Genomic DNA, 15,555 nt, shown 5'->3' on the forward strand with positions numbered 1-15,555 from the left:
TGCGGTCGACGGTGCGCTCGCGGCGACGGTGTGGAGGATCAGGGAGATACGTGGGTTCGGGGTGTCACTCCTCGAGTATCGATGTCTCGCCGTCCGCCTCGACGACGACCACGGGAACCGCGGACTCGTCGACGACGGTGTCGGTCGTCGAGCCGAAGACGAACCGACCGACCGTCCCCGTGGTCGGCGTCCCGACGACGACGAGGTCGTAGTACGGCGACTGCTCGACGATCGCGCCGGCGGCGGTCCGGTCCTCGACGAGCCAGCGGTCGACCCGGTCGAAGTCGGCGAGGCGGTCGCGCGCGGCCGCGAGCAGCGGATCGCCGGTCGTTGCGGCGTCGGCATCGACCCCGACCGCGGTGGCGTCGGCCGCCGCCGCGTCCGCGCCGTCTCCCTCTCCGCCGGTTCCGTCGCCGTCGCCGAGCGCGGCCTCGGACGGGACCACGTGGAACAGCTCCAGCCACGCATCGGTCGCCTCGGCGATCCCCCGCGCGAGGTCGACGGCCGCCCCCGAGTGCGGGCCGGGGCCGACCGCGACGAGGATCGAGGCGATCCGGTCGGGCCGGTCCGCCCGGTCTACGCCCTCCAGCCGCGCGTCCGCGGCCGTCCCGGTCGTCGCGAGCGCCTCCGCAACGGCCGGCTCGACGACCGGCTCGCCGAGGTCCGCCGATCCGACGGTCGAGTCGCCGGCCGTCTCGTCCGCGGCCGCGTCGTCGGCGTCGCTCCCGTACATACCCTACGCGTCAGACGTGCGCATGATAAATCCCGTTGGTCCGACGCGTCTCGCCGGATGCTCGGGGTAGCTCTCGCGGAAGCTACTCCCGAAGACTACTCGCGGAAGAACGCCTCGTCCTCGAACGGCTCCGATTCGCCCTCCACGGCGATCACGTCGAGCGCGGTGACCTCGGCCCCGACGCCGAGGAGCCCGGCGAGGCTCGGCTCCGTCCGCCCCTCGTCGCCGGAGATCAGCTCCTTGATGTAGAGTCCACCCGCGCCGTGGATCTCGACGGTCGCGTGCCGCGAATCCTCGAGTTCGGCGGTCGCCTCGTACACGTCGCGCTCGCGGGTCAGGCTCGCGCGCCGGTGGTCGACGCGGTTCGGGGTGTACTGCTCGACGGTCGCTCCCTCGAGTTCGTCGATCGCGGCCGCCAGGTCGTCGACGTCGACGTCGGCGTCGAAGGTCACCTCGGCGCGGTAGCGCTTCGAGGCGTCGTGTTCCTTGACGCGTTCGACCATGTCGTAGGTCGCGAGTCGAAGCCCCTCGACCTCGACCGCGCCGTCGGCGAACGCGTTGACGTCGGCCTCGAGCCGGTCGGTGTCGACCCGCCGGCGACGTGGTTCCGCGATTTCGATCACGAACGGGCGGCCGGTGCCGAGCATGAGCGCGTCGACGTCCTCGCGGCCCGCGCCGTGGAACGTCGCCTCCGTGCCGTCCATCACGTCCTCGACGATCGGCGCGGTGTACTCCTCGACGCTGTCGTCGTAGAGGTACCCCGAGCCGCCGCAGTGGTCACACGGGTCCGCCCCTTGCCGGCCGGACCCCTTACACTCCCGGCAGGGCCACTCGGTCTGGGGGATGTCCCGCTCCAGCTTCCGGTAGCGCCCGTAGACGAACGCGGAGTTCACTTTCGCGTCGACGGCGTCCTCGGCGAGGTCGATCGTGAACTGGACGTCCGGGCGGTCGAAGGAGACCTCCGTGTCCGTGAGCCGACCGAACCGTTTGCCGACCTCGCGGTTGAACTCGGACTTGAACGGCTCGCCGGCGTCCGCCTCCAGCCCGGCCTCCTCGCGGAGCAGCGCCTCGTTCTCCTCGATCAGCGGCGGCGGCCGCGTCCCGACGTTGTAGGTCGAGAACTCGATCTCCTCGACGGCCTCGGCCGCACGCTCGGCCCACGCGTCGAACTCGGCACAGCGCCCCTCACACACCCAACAGTCCTCGGTCGCGACCGATTCGTGGTCGTCGTCCTCGCGCAACGCGAGCGAGACCCGCAGCGCCGACCCGCGCTCGGCGTTCGACAGCCCGAAGCTCCGGTCGGCGACGAGCCGACCGAGACAGGCGTCACACACCGGGCCCGTCGCGGTCGCGCGCGCGGCGACTTCCAGTACGTCCATGCGGTGGGAAGCCGGCCGCGGGGTAACTGTCTTGCCCTTGGACTCCACCTCCGCCCGCTCCCGACCGACTTATGTCCGTCACGACCGTCGGCCCGGCCGTGAGCGAGCCGGCGACGCGCGCGGAAAAGGTCGACCTCGGCGTCGAGCTCCTCGCACACCTCGAACGCGACGAGCTCCGGCTTCCCGAGGCGATGGACCGGATCGAGACGGTGACGACGAACCCCGCTCTCACCCGCGAGATCCTCGACACGGCGGAGAAACGCGGCGTGATCGACCGCGAGAACGCCCGCCTCCGCGTGCTTCGGGGCGGAACCTACGTGGAGTACGACAGCCAGGTGGTCGCGCGCGAGGGCGACTTCGAGTGTAAACGGTGCGGCGCGGGGATCACGACCGGGCACTTCGTCCGGTTGGAGGCCGGCGAACTCGGGCCGTTCGGCTCCTCGTGCGTGCGGAAGGTCATCGGTCGGGACGCCGACTGAGACGGGAGCGACCTCGAAAGGTCCCGTTACCGTCCCTGTCGCAATTCCTCGATGAGCCGCTCGATGAGTTCGGACTGTCGCTCGATCTTCGCCGACTGCGCCTCGACGGTCTGCCGGAGCGCCGTGACCTCGGTCGCGAGGTCGTCGTCCTCCACGCCCGCGCTCTCGAAGGGCGATCCCTCGAATCCGTCGCCGTCGATCGATTCCGTCGTATCCGGTGACCTGTCCGCGTTCGCCGGGTCCGCGGTCGCGTCGGCGTTCCCCGTCGAGCCGTTCGCGTCGGCCGCCGACGTCCCGAAGTCGTCGCCGAGCGGGTCGTCCCCGCCGGCCGCGTTCGCGTTTCCGCCGGCCGTGTTCGCGTTTCCGCCGGCCGCGTTCCCGACCGCTCCGCCGGTGCGGCCGTGGCTCTCCACGGACTCCGTACCGCCGCGGTCGAAGTCGGTTCCGATCGAGCCGCCGACGTCCGTCTCCGCGATCGCTTCGGATCTCTCTTCCGGATCGGCGTCCGAACGCGTTTCGAATCCCTCGCCCGTTTCGGCCGCTGCCTCCGCATCGGCCGCGGGTGACGCCGAGAGCGGGTCCGGTCCCTCGCCGAAATCGGTCGTCCCGGTCGTCTCCTCTCCCGCGTCCTCGGCGTCGTCCGCGACGGTCACTCGAAGTTCCTCGAGGCTTCCCACGTCGTGGAACGCACACACCGCGTCGACGAGGCTCTCCCTGACGGCCCGAGCCGATTCGTTGGGGGCCTTGAACCGCTCGGATCGTCCGCCGTGCGTGAGCACGACCGCGGTCGCGACGGTCCCCTCCTCGAAGTCGAGGTCGGTCAGGTCGGCGTAGGGGAACTCCTCGAACTCCTCGTCCCAGACGGCCGAGCCGACGTGTTTCACGAGCCGGCTGTCGGTGACGACGAGGGTGAGCTCCGAGAAGCGGAACGTCCGCGCGACCGACTCGCCGGGGTCGGTCACGCCCCGCGCGGAGAGGACTCCGGCGAGGACGGGGTGGACCACGTCGTCGAGGCGTTTCGACGGGACGGTAAGCGTCTCCTCGCCGTCGAGACCGTAGCCGAAGACGACCTTCGACTTCCGTCGGCCGGTCGAGACGGCGATCCGCTCGGCGTCGTGCGGGTACTCCTCGACGGTCTCGTCGGAGAGCAGGCCGTCGGCGCGGTACACGAGCGTTCGCGTGGGCGTGACCGCCAGGAGGTCGTCCCCCCCGAGCGGGACCCGTGCGACGACCTCCTCGTCGCCGGCGGCCCCCGACAGTAGTTCCGGAAGGCTCATACGCCGAACGTCCGGGGCGTCCGGCATAAATCCGCGGGGTCCGTTTCTCGGTCGTGGATCCGGTCGACGACGACGCTCGCGTGATCGCGTGCGGACCCCTCACAGACCCCCGACGGATGGGAAGCTTAAAGAGTGTCATCGCGATACGTAAGCGTGAGGCCGGGTGGCTTAGCTGGACATAGCGCCGCACTCATAGGGTTCGGAGATTCGGTGCGGTGACGCCTTGGAAGCGTCCGCGTCCTTCCCGTGGCTCCGCCGAGCCTCGGACCTGGGACATGCGGAGATCGTGGGTTCGGAGCCCACCCCGGCCATACTTCCTCTCGTCGACGGTACTCACTGACGTCCCCCGATCCGGATACTGCCGGGATCGATACATCCAATCCACGTCGGACGCCGATCAGCCCGTGACACCCTCCGACACCGACGCGGGAACCGAGACGGTACTGGTGACCGGCGGCACGGGCTTCATCGGATCACACCTCGCCCTGCGGCTCGTCGACGACGGCCACGAGGTCGTCGCCGTCGACGCCGCGCCCGACGCCGCGCTCCTCGATCGGCTCGGCGTCGCGGAATCCGTCGAGGTCCGACGCGGCGACGTGACCGACGTGGCCGCGATCGCTCGGGCGATCCGCGAGAGCGGAGCCACGCGGATCGTCCACCTGGCCGCGCTCTTGAGTGAGGACGTTCGAACCGACGAGCTCGCGACCACGCGAGTGAACGTGCTCGGCGCGAACCACGTGCTCGAGGCCGCTCGGCTCTTTTCGGACCGGATCGACCGCGTCGTGGTGACGTCGAGCGAGACGGTGTACGGCCCCGGATCGGCGTACGAGGGACCCGTCCCCGAGGACGCGCTGTTGTCGCCGGACTCGCCGTACGCCGCCGCGAAGCGCCACGCCGAGTGTCTCTCGCGACGCTATCGGGAGGACCACGGCGTCCCCGCGGTCGTGCTCCGACCGACGGGCGTCTTCGGACCGTTCAGACGGAGCTTCACGGCGTTTTCGGACCTCTTCGAGCGGCCGGCGGTCGGCGATCCCGTCCGCGTCGAGGGCGGTGGAACCGCCGTGAGCTGGCTCTCCGTGCGGGACGCCGCCGACGCGTTCCGGCGCGCCGCGCTGGCGTCCGACGGCGACCTCGAGCACGGCGTCTACAACGTCCGCGGCGAGGTCGCAACCGTCGCGGAGACCGCGGAGGCGGTCCGGCGGCTCCTCCCGGGCGCGGCGGTGACCGTGGCCGACGACGCCGACCACGACTGGTCCGCCCAGCGGCTCGCGCTCGACCGCGCACGGACCGATCTCGGCTACGAGATCGACTACGGCCTCGAGGAACTCACGCGCGAGTACGTCGACGCGGTTCGGCGCGACGCCGGGCTTGGCACCGTCGACTGATCCGGGGAGCGCGGCCGCCGCGACCGATCCCCGCCTTCCAGCCTCACCCGCCGACGGCCGTCCCGGTCAGGACCGCGATCCCGGCGACTACGCCGCCGGCGACGAGGAGGGCGTAGTTCGCGACTGGGTTCGCCGCCGTCACCAGATCGAGGGTGTAGTGGTCGTCTCGGACGGGCGCGTACGGGCGGATCCCCATCGGCGTGATCGCGTCGGCGAGGAGGTGCGAGACGACCGTCCCCGCGCCGAGGACGAACCCGAGTGCGGCGAGCGCGAGTGCCGCGATCGGTCCGCTCTCGATCCCTACTGCGCCGCCGACGAGACCGAACGCGACGCCGACCGCGAGCGCGAACCAGACCGTGTGGGTGATCCCGCGGTGTTTCACGAACGGGACGCGCGTGTCCAGATCAGGAAGCATCGCCGTCCAGGCGACGATGGCGGTTCCGACCGCCGCGAGTTCGAGGCCGGCGAACGCGGCGAGGCCGAACCCGACCGGCGCGTACACCGCGAGCGCGGCCCCGACGTGTCCCTTCCTGTACACGGTCGATCGCTCACTCGGTTCAGCGGTCCCGCAGGACCGTCTCGCCGGGCGCGACCGTCGCGCCCGCGGAGAGGACGATCCCGACGTTGATCGTACAGTTGATCCCGGTGCGGACCCCGTCGCCGCAGACGATCCCGAACTTCCGGCGGCCCGTGCTCACCCGGTCGCCCTTCACCGTGAGCTCGACCGGCTCGCCGTCGTGTCTGAGGTTCGCGACCGTCGTCCCCGCGCCGAGGTTGACGTCCTCGCCGAGCACGCTATCGCCGAGGTACGTGAGGTGTGGCACCGCCGAGTCAGCCATCACGACGCTGTTTTTCACCTCGACGCCGTGGCCGACGCGGGTGTCCGGCCCGAGATACGTCGTCCCCCGGACGTACGCGTTGGGGCCGACGTGGCTGCCGGCGGCGACGTACGCCGGCCCCTCGATCACGACGCCGGGCTCGATCGTCGCGTCGTTCTCGACGATCACCGTGCCCCGTAACTCGGCGTCGTCGCTCACGTCACCGCCGACCTCGCGGTCGAGGTCCGCGATCTTCCACTCGTTGGCGGCGAGCAGCTCCCACGGCCGGCCCACGTCCAGCCAGCGGTCGAAGGGGATCGAGCGCACGTCGGTCGTCTCACACGCCCGCTGGAGCACGTCGGTGAGCTCCAGCTCGCCGCGTTCGCTCTCGTCGACGTCGAGCCACGCGAGCGCTGCGGCGGGGAAGACGTACGCGCCGGTGTTCACGAGGTTCGAGGGCGGGTCCGCGGGCTTCTCGACGACGCCTTCGACCCGGCCGTCGGTGACGCGCAACACCCCGTACGACGAGGGATTCTCGACGCGGTAGGAGCCGACCGCGGCATCCGAGTCGTACAGTTCCTCGAGCGACTCGCGGTCGTAGAGGGCGTCGCCGTTCAACACGACGAACGGTGCCTCCTCGAGTTCGCTTCGGGCGGTGCGGACGGCGTCCGCCGTCCCGCGCTGTTCGGTCTGCGTGACGGTCTCGACCGGCACCGACCAGTCGCGCTCGGCGATCGCGGTCCGGACCGCGTCCGCCTCGTAGCCGACGACGACGACGACCCGGCTCGCGCCCGACTCGATCGCGTCCTCGAGACAGCGGACGACGAGCGGTTTGCCGGCGACCGGCAGCATCGGTTTCGGCGTGTTCGCCGTCAGCGGGCGCATCCGAGTCCCTTCACCGGCCGCGAGTACGACGGTCTGCATATACCCGAACGTCTCCGGACTCCGGGAAAGGTATTGCGACGTCGGACGACAGCGGCGACAGCGGCGGCCGCGCCGAGCGTGCCGAGCGTCAGTCTCCCGCGTCCGCGAGCGCGCGATCGACTATCCCGCTCGCGCGCTCTAGGAGGGCGTCCGCGGCGTCGGCCTGGCGGGCCTCCGCCGTGAGCCGGATCAGCGGCTCGGTCCCCGAGGCGCGGAGGAGGAACCACCCCTCGTCGGCGTCGACGCGGACCCCGTCGAGCGTCGAGACGTCGTCGAACTCGTCGGTCACGCGCTCCGCGACCAGCGCCATCGCGTCGGCCTTGTGGTCCGTCCGAACCGAGCGCCGCCGGATCGGGTAGCGCTCCATCGCCGCGACACGCTCCGAGAGGGGCCTCTCCGCGATGAGCGCGGCGAGCCGGACCGCCGCGAGCGGCCCGTCCGGACACAGCGTCTCCTCCGGGAAGATCCACGCGCCGGAGGGTTCACCGCCGAAGGCGACGCCCGCCTCGGCGGCGCGCTCGGCCACGTAGACGTCGCCGACGCGCGTGTAGACGAGTTCCGCACCGATCTCGGCGAGCGCGTCCGCGGCCGCGAGGCTTGTGTCGACCGGAGCAGCCACTCGATCCCCGTCTCCGGCCGCCGCCCGACCGAAGACGGCGAGGAGCAGGTCGCCGGGGACGAACTCGCCCTCCTCGGTGACCGCCATCATGCGGTCCGCGTCGCCGTCGTGAGCGATCCCGAGGTCGGCGTCGATCGCCTCGACGGTGGCAGTGAGCGTCGCGCAGTTCTCGGCGGTCGGCTCGCTCGGGCGGGCGGGGAACCGGCCGTCCGGCGTCGCGTTCAGCGTCTCGACGTCGGCACCCAGCTCGTGGAGCGCGTCGGCGGTCACGCCGCCCGTGCCGTTGCCGACGTCGACGACGACGGAGAGATCGGCGAGGGGATCGGAGGCGGCTGCTCCGGCCTCGTCCGTCTCCGTCGCGCGCTCGACGGCCGCGACCAGCGCGTCGCGGTGGCGGTCGGTCGCGGCGGTGATGCGCTCGTACTCGCCCTGTCCCTCCCAGTCGGCGAGGTCGAACGCTTCCTCGCGGATCCGCTCCTCGATGACGTCCTGTCGCCCCGGCGGGTACGCCTGCCCCGAGGGGGTCCACAGCTTGAGCCCGTTGTCGGGCGCCGGGTTGTGCGAGGCTGTCACGACGATCCCGGCGTCCGCGTCCCGCGTTCCGATCGCCCGCGCGACCGTGGGCGTGGCGGCACGGCCCACGTCGATCACGTCCGCGCCGGTCTCGCGGAGGCCGGCGACCAACGCGTCGCGGAGCGTCTCTCCCGTCTTTCGCGCGTCGCGTCCGACCACGACCCGGTCCGTCTCGGTGCCGACCGCGCGCCCCACGTCGAGCGCGACGGCCGCGGTGACGGTCTCGCCGACGGGGCCGCGGATCCCGCTGGTTCCGAACATACCTGTGGCTCCCGTCGGGGAGCCTTGTAACCTCGGGAAAGGAGGGGCGAGAAGGCGACGACCGATCTCAGATGCGGTTCTCGCGGCCGGGGTCCACGTCGATGGCGTCGACCGGGCAGACGTCGACACAGAGCATACAGTCGATACACTGGTCCTCGTCGGTCGGGTTCGCCTTCCGATCGGACTCGGGGTGGCCGGGCGTGTCGACCCACTCGAAGACGTCGACCGGACAGTCCTCCAGACACGCGCCGTCGGCCAGACAGATGTCGAAGTCGACGGCGACGTGGGTCCCGCGGACCCCGAGCTTCTCCGGCGGCTCGACCGGCCCCCACACGTCGACGTCGTGCTCCTCGCCGGTCCGCTCCAGGTTCCGCTCGAAGTTCGGGTCGATGCCCATCTTGCCGTGGCTTTCGCGCGTCGACAGTTAAACTCCGCGACGCGGATCGGCTGACGTCCCGTCCGGTCGGAGGCACCCGCTCAGGGATGCGCGTAGTACGCCACGAGGTCCTCCTCGCCGGTCGGCCCGTCGGGCTCGTCGGTGCCGGTCGGGTCGAACGAGTCGAGCCGGGCGAAGCCGATCCGCTCGAACTGGACCACGTCATCGACGGCGGCGTCGGCGATCCCCGGCTCGGCGTATCCCCGCACGTCGCCGTCGAGGGTCCGCATGAGCGTCTCGAGCGACTCCTCGACGGGAACCCAGTGGACCACGTCGACGTCGCCGTCGCGGACCACGTCGATGTCGGCGTCGAGGTAGACGAGCTCGTCGTCCTCGCGGCGCACGGGGCCGTACCCCTTCAGCCAGACCCGCTCGCCGGCCGGCGGGAGGTCGGACGCCTCGACGAGGACCCGTCCCGCCGGGATCGTCCGGTCGCCGCGGTCGGGGTGGTCGGGGTGTCGCGCGGGGCGGCCGGCGGCCGGCGCGGGCGCGTCGCCGTCGACGACCGGAAGCTCGACGGCCGGGTCGTCCTCGCGGTCGCGCACGAGGAAGAACCGATCGGCTCCGTCGTCGACGAGGTCGCGGTTGTTGGCGTACACCGACGACATCGCCAGATCGACGTCGGAGGTCGACATCCCGAGGTCGGTCATCGACTCGACGAGCGCCTCGCCGCGGATCCCTCGCCGGCGGACCGATCGAATGGTCGGCGCGCGCGGGTCGTCCCACCCCGTCAGCTCGCCCGCCGCGATGAGCTCCTTGATCGTCGACGTCGAGAGGCTCACGTCGTACTCGTCGAGCTGGACGTGACCCCAGTGGAGGACCTCGGGGTACTCCCAGTCGAAGTAGTCGTAGACGAACCGCTGGCGCTTCGCGGAGTCCTGGAGGTCGATGCCGCGGATGATGTGGGTGACGCCCGTGAGGTGGTCGTCGACGCCCGACTGAAAGTCGAGCATGGGCCAACAGCGGTACTCCGCCGCCTCCTCGCGGGGGTGCGGCGTGTCGATCATCCGGAACGCGACCCAGTCGCGCAGCGCGGGGTTCTTGTGGTCGATGTCGGTTCGCACCCGGAGGACCATCTCGCCGGCGTCGTACTCGCCGTCGACCATCGCCGCGAACTCCTCGCGGACGGTCTCCTCGTCCTTCTCGCGGTGCGGACAGGCCTCGCCGTCGTTCTTCAGCTCCGAGAACGCCTCGCCGGAACACGAGCAGGTGTAGGCCCCGCCGCGGTCGATCAGCTCGCGAGCGTGCTCGTAGTAGGTCTCGAGGCGGTCGGACGCCCGCAGGACGCGGTCGGCCTCGAAGCCGAGGTACTCGATGTCCTCGAGGATCGCGTCGTAGGCGTCGAGATCGGGCCGTTTCGTCTCCGGGTCGGTGTCGTCGAACCGGCAGATGAACTCGCCGTCGTACCGCTCCTTGTACGTCCCGATCACCGCGGGCATCCGGGCGTGCCCGATGTGCCAGGGGCCGTTGGGGTTCGGCGCGGCGCGCATCACGACCGCTCCCTCCTCGGCGTTCGGCAGGTCGGGGAGGACGTGTTCGTCCCCCTCGTCGTCGGCTTCGAGTTCCGCGAGCTGATCGGGCGCGAGGGTCTCGAGCCGCTCGCGTCGCTCCGTCTCGTCCATCCGGCCGACCTCGGCCACGATCGGAGCGATCACGCCGGGGATCTCGTCGCCGTGCGGGCGGAACTCGGGGTTCTCGCCCATCAACGGGCCCATGATCGCGCCCACGTCGGGGTCGCTGCCGTGTTTGAGCGCGTTGAAGAGCGCGGCCGTCTCGCCGGCCGCCTCGACCCGCTCGCGGAGTTCGTCGTCCATACTGTCGGGTTGTCGGGGTCGACTCAAAAACGCCGCGAAACCGTCGGCGTCACGGCGGGAGACGCGGATCGCGTCGGCGAGACGCCGGCGATCCGCCCGCTCCCGTCCCACCGTCGGGGCCGCGGGTAGGGGCGTGGACACGTCGGAGACGCGCGGCTATAAACGGTCGAGACCGTTCACGCCGTCGAGATTCGCTGACGGGCGTGAACGGTCGCGAGATTTATATATTAACGACGACCTACCGGGCGGATCCGGCAGGGTCGACGACCGGCGATCGCTGCCGATCGACCGGCAGTCGACCGCGTTCGGTCAGCGGGATTATATCGGCCCGGGACGTGGAGCGGGTATGGAGACGCGAGGGTTCGGACCGGGGCGCACACGCCCCGGGGGTACGGGATGGTAGAGCCGATGTCGCGGGAGGAACGCGACGCCGGAAATCGGAAGGTGAAGATCGGGTTCCTGCTTCTGGTGGCGGTCTCGCCGCCGCTCATCGCCATGCTCGGGGACCCGACGCCGGCCCAACTCGCGATCGCCGCGGTCGGCGGGCTCCTCCTCGGACTGCTCGTCGTCTGGTATCTGAGCCGGCTGGCCGCCGAGTTCACCGACGGCTCCCGACGGCTCCGGTAGGCCTACTCGCCGGCGGCCTCGAGCGTTCCGTCGTCGATATCGAGCGTTTCGCCCGCGACGTCGAACGTCTCGCCGACCCGGTCGCCGGCGACCGACCGCGACGAGGACAGCGGCGAGACGCTCACCTCGCCCTCGACCGTCGCGAGTCGGTCGGATCCCGGGTCGTCGGCCACGTCGCCCCGGAGGAACTCCCGCCAGAAGCGGTCGCGCAGTTCCATCCCCATCTCGCCGCGCCGCTCGCCGAATCCGGAGGCGTCGCCGCCGGGATCGCCCGAGCCGGCGGTGTCAGTCTCGCGTTCCCCGTCCTCGCCAGTCGCGTCCGTCCCCGGCGCTGCGGCCTCCGTCCCGGGGTGGAACTCGATCACGTCGAAGCCGCGGGCGGGTTCGGTCACCCGATAGGTCGGGTCGGCGGCGGCCTCGTCGTCCGCGGCGGGGACGTTGACGTTGAGCACGTCCGCGCCGAAGGGGAGACGCCCCCCGTCGTCGACGCGGGCGACGAGATCGGCCGCGACCCGCCCCGCGAGCGCGAAGTCGTCGTGGGAGACCGTCGGCGGGATCGGGAGGTTGCCGCGGTCGTACAACGAGACCGCGATCGCGGGCGTCCCGAGGAACGCCGCCTCCATTGCCGCGCCGACGGTCCCCGACTGCCCGAGGACGTGCGCGCCGATGTTCGGCCCGTGGTTACAGCCGGAGACGACGACGTCGGGCTCCAACTCGAGGGCGACTTCCGCGACGGCGACGCAGTCGGCCGGCGTCCCCTCGACCGCGTAGCCGAGGTCGCGCTCGGTGTACTCGACGGTGGTCTCCCACCACGACCGGTTTCCGCCCACGCCCGACTGGTTCGTCGCCGGTGCGATGACGGTCACGTCGTACTCGGCCGAGAGCGCCTCCGAGAGCGCCCGGATCCCGGTCGCGTCGATCCCGTCGTCGTTGGTGAGGAGGACCTCGCGTGTCATGGTGGTCTCTGGGAGGTCACGGGTGAAAACGCCGCCGGAAGCGGCCGAGTGGCGCGATAGGACGTACTATAGCGCGAAAGAGCGCCGGTGGAGGGCTGGTACTCCGACGGTGAGGTGGATACGGGGTGAGATGGATGCGGGGTGAGGTTCGGACCGAGTCGGGGTCGCGGTCAGTCGGCGGCGACCGGCTGGCGCGACTCCGCCAACTCCAGCACCTCGTCGAAGAAGCCGAGCGAGTCGTGCGGACCGGGGTTCGCCTCGGGGTGGTACTGGCGAGTGATGACGTCCAGCTCCTCGCTGTCGAGTCCCTCGACGGTGTCGTCGTTGACGTTCACCTGCGTCACCTCGAGCGGGCCGGTGTCGGCGACGGTGTAGCCGTGGTTCTGGGTGGTCATCACCACCTTGTCGGTGCGGAGGTCCTTGACCGGCTGGTTGACGCCCCGGTGGCCGAAGGACATCTTCTCGGTCGAGCCGCCGAGCGCGCTCGTGATCACCTGCTGGCCGAGACAGATGCCGGCCATCGGCAGGTCGCCGGCGTAGGCGTCGACGACCTCCTGGGCTGCGACGAAGTTCTCCGGGTCGCCGGGGCCGTTCGAGACGAACAGCACGTCGGGCTCGACCGCCGCCACGTCCTCGGGGGTCGCGTCGTACGGGAGGACGTGGACGTCCGCGCCGCGCTCGGTGAGCGAGGAGATGATCGACCCCTTCGCCCCGCAGTCGAGCAGCGCGATCGTCGCCTCGTCGCCGCCCTCGTGGACCGTCGGTTCCGAGACCGAGACGCCCGCGCCGATGTCGACGTGCGCGCTCATCGGCTCGCAGGCCTCCATCTCCTCGATCGCGTCCTCGGGGGTCGCATCCTCGCCGGCGGCGATCCCGCAGGCCATCGCGCCCTCCTCGCGGACGGTGGTGACGATCTCGCGGGTGTCGAGGTGGTCGATCGCCGGGACGCCCTCGCTCTCGAGCCACTCGGCGACGTCGTCGGTCATCTCGCGGGCGATCGCCGCGCGGGGCTGGACGGAATCGGACTCGAATCGCTCCTCTCGGACGCCGTAGTTCCCGATCAGGGGGTACGAGAAGGTCAGCACTTGCTCGGCGTAGGAGGGGTCGGTCAGCGATTCCTCGTAGCCGGTGTACGCGGTCGTGAACACGAGTTCACCGCGTGTCCGCCCCGGCGAACGGGTGCGCGCTTCGAGCACGCGTCCGTCGGCCAGCGCGATGTAGGCGTCCGACATTACGAGATACGTACGGAGGAACCGTATTAAATGCGTCGTTCGAAGTTCAGTTGCGAAATTCGTAACGGGATGTGTCGAGAAGCCGAGAGCGACCGTCCGTCAGAGCCCGATCCCCGGTCGTTTCCGATGATGGACGCCGGCTCGACGGAGTGACGACGCGATCGATGAGTCCCGAGAGGACGCCGTCGATCCGTACCACCTGTTTTGTCGCTCCGCGTCGTCTCGACGACTATGGACCACGTCGAGTACGTGTACACCGCCGGAATGACCGAATCCGAGATCGAAGACCGTTTGCGGTCGGGAGAGCACGGCGTTCTCGGATTGGCGAACGACGGCGACGCGTACGCGATCCCGCTGAGCTACCACTACGACGGCGATCGGCTCCTCCTCCGAGTGAGCGAACACGACGACGAGAGCGAGAAGGGGCGGTTCCTCGAGACGACCGAGACCGCCACGTTCGTGTGCTATGAAGCGTCGACGAACGAATCATGGAGTATTCACGTCCGCGGACCGATCCGGGAGTGGAAGACGGACGTCGACGAGACGACGGTCAACGAGTGGTTCCAGCCGTTTCGCCTGTTCGACGAAGCCGTTTCGAGCGTCGAATTCACCCTGTATGAGATCGGGATGAAGACCGTCATCGGTCGAAAAACGATCGAGTAACGGCGTCACGTGTCGAAAACCGCATCGAAATCGGCTACGAACATCGCACTCACGCTCCGTTGTCGTTGTGGAGTTCGAAGGGTAGTTACGATCTTCGTAAGCCGTAAGTCGCCGCCGTCCCTCCTCGCCGTATGGACGACCTCGACCGCCGGATCCTCTCGATCCTGCGACGGGACGCGCGAACCCCTTACACCGAGATCGCGGACCGGGTCGGCACCTCCGAGGGGACGGTCCGCAACCGCGTCGACCGGTTGACCGAGGAGGGCGTCATCGAGCGGTTCACGGTCACCACCCGGACCGGCAACGTGAAGGCGATGATCGAGATCTCCGTGGAGATGAACGTCGACACCGCCGCCGTCGGCGAGCGCATGGTGGAGTGGGAGGAGGTGGACTTCGTCTGGCAGGTCTCCGGCGAGGACGACATCGTCCTCGTCGTCGACGCGGTCGACACCCGCGCCGTCAACGAACTCATCACGCAGGCGCGCGAGCTGGACGACGTCAAGTCGACGAAGACCCGGCTGATCCTCGACGAACGGCTCGGTTGATCCGGACGAGCACGGTCGCGGTGAGCCCGCGAGCCGCCCGCCCGTCTCATTCGTCGGCGTCGAGATCGGGCGACCGCTTCTCGGCGAGTTCGCGCTCCAGGCTCCCGCGCTCCCAGTTACGCATCGCGTTCCCCTCGATCTCGGCGTGGAGCTTCTCCTCGATCAGGTTGACCGCCACGCTGTTCGCCCCCTCCGGGATGATCAGGTCGGCGTGGCCCTTCGTCGGCTCGATGAACCGCTCGTGCATCGGCTTCACGGTCGAGAGGTACTGGTCGATGACGCCCTCCAGATCGCGGCCCCGCTCGAGTACGTCGCGGCGGATCCGCCGGAGGATCCGCACGTCGGCGTCCGTCTCGACGTACAGCCGGAGGTCCATCATCCCGTTTATCGCCTCGTCGTGGAGCGCGAGGATCCCTTCGAGCACGATGACGTCGGTCGGCTCGACGGTGGTCCGCTCGTCCTTCCGGTTGTGGACCTCGAAGTCGTACTGGGGCATCTCGACCGGCTGGCCCTCCAACAGGGTCTCGAGGTGGTCGCGGAGGAGTTCCCACTCGAAGGCGGACGGGTGGTCGTAGTTGACCTCCTGGCGCTCCTCGAAGGAGAGTTCCGAGCGGTCCTCGTAGTAGTTGTCGAGCGGGATCCGCGTGACGTCGTCGCCGAGGTTCTGCGTGACGAGCCGGGAGACCGTCGTCTTCCCCGCGCCGGTCCCCCCCGCGATCCCGATCACGAACGAGGGTATGGTCATACCCGCGTTCCGACGCGGGGGCGTTTCAAGCCTCCCTTTCCGCTCGCCGTTTTCGGGGTTCTCCCGGCGTCATCCGCCGAACCGCGTTC

General features: G+C 70.1%; 16 protein-coding genes and 1 tRNA gene. 6 read left to right on the plus strand and 11 right to left on the minus strand.

What is annotated here, in order from left to right; all coding sequences use genetic code 11:
• Positions 1 to 64: 64 nt before the first annotated feature.
• Both FN829_RS07460 and FN829_RS07465 read right to left on the minus strand, forming a co-directional pair.
• Complete coding sequence (locus FN829_RS07460) at positions 65 to 733, minus strand: universal stress protein (RefSeq protein WP_142986369.1); 669 nt, start codon at positions 731 to 733, stop codon at positions 65 to 67.
• A 95-nt stretch (positions 734 to 828) separates the two neighbouring features.
• Entirely contained in the window at positions 829 to 2,112 is a 1,284-nt protein-coding gene (locus FN829_RS07465; protein ID WP_142986370.1) for a tRNA pseudouridine(54/55) synthase Pus10, read from the minus strand.
• Between the two features lie 98 nt (positions 2,113 to 2,210).
• On the opposite strand from FN829_RS07465, the gene FN829_RS07470 reads away from it, so the two are divergent.
• Positions 2,211 to 2,591, plus strand: a complete 381-nt coding sequence (locus FN829_RS07470) for a DUF5830 family protein (RefSeq protein ID WP_142986371.1) — start codon at positions 2,211 to 2,213, stop codon at positions 2,589 to 2,591.
• 26 nt (positions 2,592 to 2,617) lie between these two features.
• Here FN829_RS07470 and FN829_RS07475 read toward each other — a convergent pair whose 3' ends face one another.
• Positions 2,618 to 3,868, minus strand: coding sequence for a DUF7115 domain-containing protein (locus FN829_RS07475; protein ID WP_142986372.1), 1,251 nt, complete (start codon positions 3,866 to 3,868; stop codon positions 2,618 to 2,620).
• Between the two features lie 157 nt (positions 3,869 to 4,025).
• On the opposite strand from FN829_RS07475, the gene FN829_RS15890 reads away from it, so the two are divergent.
• Both FN829_RS15890 and FN829_RS07485 read left to right on the plus strand, forming a co-directional pair.
• Positions 4,026 to 4,179 (plus strand) — tRNA-Met (locus FN829_RS15890).
• Between the two features lie 93 nt (positions 4,180 to 4,272).
• The gene (locus FN829_RS07485; protein ID WP_185955715.1) at positions 4,273 to 5,253 is read left to right on the plus strand and encodes an NAD-dependent epimerase/dehydratase family protein; all 981 of its coding nucleotides are present in this window, start codon (positions 4,273 to 4,275) and stop codon (positions 5,251 to 5,253) included.
• A gap of 43 nt (positions 5,254 to 5,296) precedes the next feature.
• Here the strand turns inward: FN829_RS07485 and FN829_RS07490 are convergent, their stop codons facing one another.
• From FN829_RS07490 to FN829_RS07510, 5 genes are all read right to left on the minus strand, one after another.
• Positions 5,297 to 5,791 (minus strand): metal-dependent hydrolase, encoded by a 495-nt coding sequence (locus tag FN829_RS07490; protein ID WP_142986374.1) that lies wholly within the window; start codon positions 5,789 to 5,791, stop codon positions 5,297 to 5,299.
• A gap of 19 nt (positions 5,792 to 5,810) precedes the next feature.
• Positions 5,811 to 6,995 carry a bifunctional sugar-1-phosphate nucleotidylyltransferase/acetyltransferase gene (gene glmU / locus FN829_RS07495; RefSeq protein WP_142986375.1) on the minus strand — a complete coding sequence of 395 codons (1,185 nt, stop codon included), beginning with the start codon at positions 6,993 to 6,995 and terminating at the stop codon, positions 5,811 to 5,813.
• A gap of 88 nt (positions 6,996 to 7,083) precedes the next feature.
• A complete protein-coding gene (gene glmM, locus FN829_RS07500; RefSeq protein ID WP_142986376.1) occupies positions 7,084 to 8,448 on the minus strand; it encodes a phosphoglucosamine mutase in 1,365 nt (454 codons plus the stop codon).
• A 67-nt stretch (positions 8,449 to 8,515) separates the two neighbouring features.
• Positions 8,516 to 8,845 carry a 4Fe-4S dicluster domain-containing protein gene (locus FN829_RS07505; RefSeq protein WP_142986377.1) on the minus strand — a complete coding sequence of 110 codons (330 nt, stop codon included), beginning with the start codon at positions 8,843 to 8,845 and terminating at the stop codon, positions 8,516 to 8,518.
• A gap of 80 nt (positions 8,846 to 8,925) precedes the next feature.
• Entirely contained in the window at positions 8,926 to 10,698 is a 1,773-nt protein-coding gene (locus FN829_RS07510) for a glutamate--tRNA ligase (RefSeq protein ID WP_142986378.1), read from the minus strand.
• 396 nt (positions 10,699 to 11,094) lie between these two features.
• On the opposite strand from FN829_RS07510, the gene FN829_RS07515 reads away from it, so the two are divergent.
• Positions 11,095 to 11,325 carry a hypothetical protein gene (locus FN829_RS07515; RefSeq protein ID WP_142986379.1) on the plus strand — a complete coding sequence of 77 codons (231 nt, stop codon included), beginning with the start codon at positions 11,095 to 11,097 and terminating at the stop codon, positions 11,323 to 11,325.
• Between the two features lie 2 nt (positions 11,326 to 11,327).
• Here FN829_RS07515 and surE read toward each other — a convergent pair whose 3' ends face one another.
• The gene (gene surE, locus FN829_RS07520) at positions 11,328 to 12,281 is read right to left on the minus strand and encodes a 5'/3'-nucleotidase SurE (RefSeq protein WP_142986380.1); all 954 of its coding nucleotides are present in this window, start codon (positions 12,279 to 12,281) and stop codon (positions 11,328 to 11,330) included.
• Between the two features lie 170 nt (positions 12,282 to 12,451).
• Positions 12,452 to 13,513 (minus strand): glutamine-hydrolyzing carbamoyl-phosphate synthase small subunit, encoded by a 1,062-nt coding sequence (carA, locus tag FN829_RS07525; protein WP_142986381.1) that lies wholly within the window; start codon positions 13,511 to 13,513, stop codon positions 12,452 to 12,454.
• Between the two features lie 231 nt (positions 13,514 to 13,744).
• Here carA and FN829_RS07530 point away from each other — a divergent pair, with 231 nt between their 5' ends.
• Both FN829_RS07530 and FN829_RS07535 read left to right on the plus strand, forming a co-directional pair.
• Entirely contained in the window at positions 13,745 to 14,176 is a 432-nt protein-coding gene (locus FN829_RS07530; protein ID WP_142986382.1) for a pyridoxamine 5'-phosphate oxidase family protein, read from the plus strand.
• A gap of 131 nt (positions 14,177 to 14,307) precedes the next feature.
• Positions 14,308 to 14,721: an Lrp/AsnC family transcriptional regulator gene (locus tag FN829_RS07535; protein WP_142986383.1), complete on the plus strand. Its 414-nt coding sequence runs from the start codon at positions 14,308 to 14,310 to the stop codon at positions 14,719 to 14,721.
• 46 nt (positions 14,722 to 14,767) lie between these two features.
• Here the strand turns inward: FN829_RS07535 and udk are convergent, their stop codons facing one another.
• On the minus strand, positions 14,768 to 15,466 hold the full coding sequence (gene udk, locus FN829_RS07540) for a uridine kinase (RefSeq protein WP_142986384.1): 699 nt from the start codon (positions 15,464 to 15,466) through the stop codon (positions 14,768 to 14,770).
• Between the last annotated feature and the right edge of the window lie 89 nt (positions 15,467 to 15,555).

The sequence above is a fragment of the Halorubrum cibi genome (assembly GCF_900182635.1).
Lineage (GTDB): Archaea > Halobacteriota > Halobacteria > Halobacteriales > Haloferacaceae > Halorubrum > Halorubrum cibi.

What these genes read in the sequence shown, in the direction of transcription:
- FN829_RS07475 (WP_142986372.1), bottom strand. Translation starts at nt 3,868, where the DNA reads ATGAGCCTTCCGGAACTACTGTCGGGGGCCGCCGGCGACGAGGAGGTC.
- FN829_RS07505 (WP_142986377.1), bottom strand. Translation starts at nt 8,845, where the DNA reads ATGGGCATCGACCCGAACTTCGAGCGGAACCTGGAGCGGACCGGCGAG.
- FN829_RS07530 (WP_142986382.1), top strand. Translation starts at nt 13,745, where the DNA reads ATGGACCACGTCGAGTACGTGTACACCGCCGGAATGACCGAATCCGAG.
- glmM (WP_142986376.1), bottom strand. Translation starts at nt 8,448, where the DNA reads ATGTTCGGAACCAGCGGGATCCGCGGCCCCGTCGGCGAGACCGTCACC.
- udk (WP_142986384.1), bottom strand. Translation starts at nt 15,466, where the DNA reads ATGACCATACCCTCGTTCGTGATCGGGATCGCGGGGGGGACCGGCGCG.
- surE (WP_142986380.1), bottom strand. Translation starts at nt 12,281, where the DNA reads ATGACACGCGAGGTCCTCCTCACCAACGACGACGGGATCGACGCGACC.
- FN829_RS07510 (WP_142986378.1), bottom strand. Translation starts at nt 10,698, where the DNA reads ATGGACGACGAACTCCGCGAGCGGGTCGAGGCGGCCGGCGAGACGGCC.
- glmU (WP_142986375.1), bottom strand. Translation starts at nt 6,995, where the DNA reads ATGCAGACCGTCGTACTCGCGGCCGGTGAAGGGACTCGGATGCGCCCG.
- FN829_RS07465 (WP_142986370.1), bottom strand. Translation starts at nt 2,112, where the DNA reads ATGGACGTACTGGAAGTCGCCGCGCGCGCGACCGCGACGGGCCCGGTG.
- FN829_RS07535 (WP_142986383.1), top strand. Translation starts at nt 14,308, where the DNA reads ATGGACGACCTCGACCGCCGGATCCTCTCGATCCTGCGACGGGACGCG.
- FN829_RS07460 (WP_142986369.1), bottom strand. Translation starts at nt 733, where the DNA reads ATGTACGGGAGCGACGCCGACGACGCGGCCGCGGACGAGACGGCCGGC.
- FN829_RS07515 (WP_142986379.1), top strand. Translation starts at nt 11,095, where the DNA reads ATGGTAGAGCCGATGTCGCGGGAGGAACGCGACGCCGGAAATCGGAAG.
- carA (WP_142986381.1), bottom strand. Translation starts at nt 13,513, where the DNA reads ATGTCGGACGCCTACATCGCGCTGGCCGACGGACGCGTGCTCGAAGCG.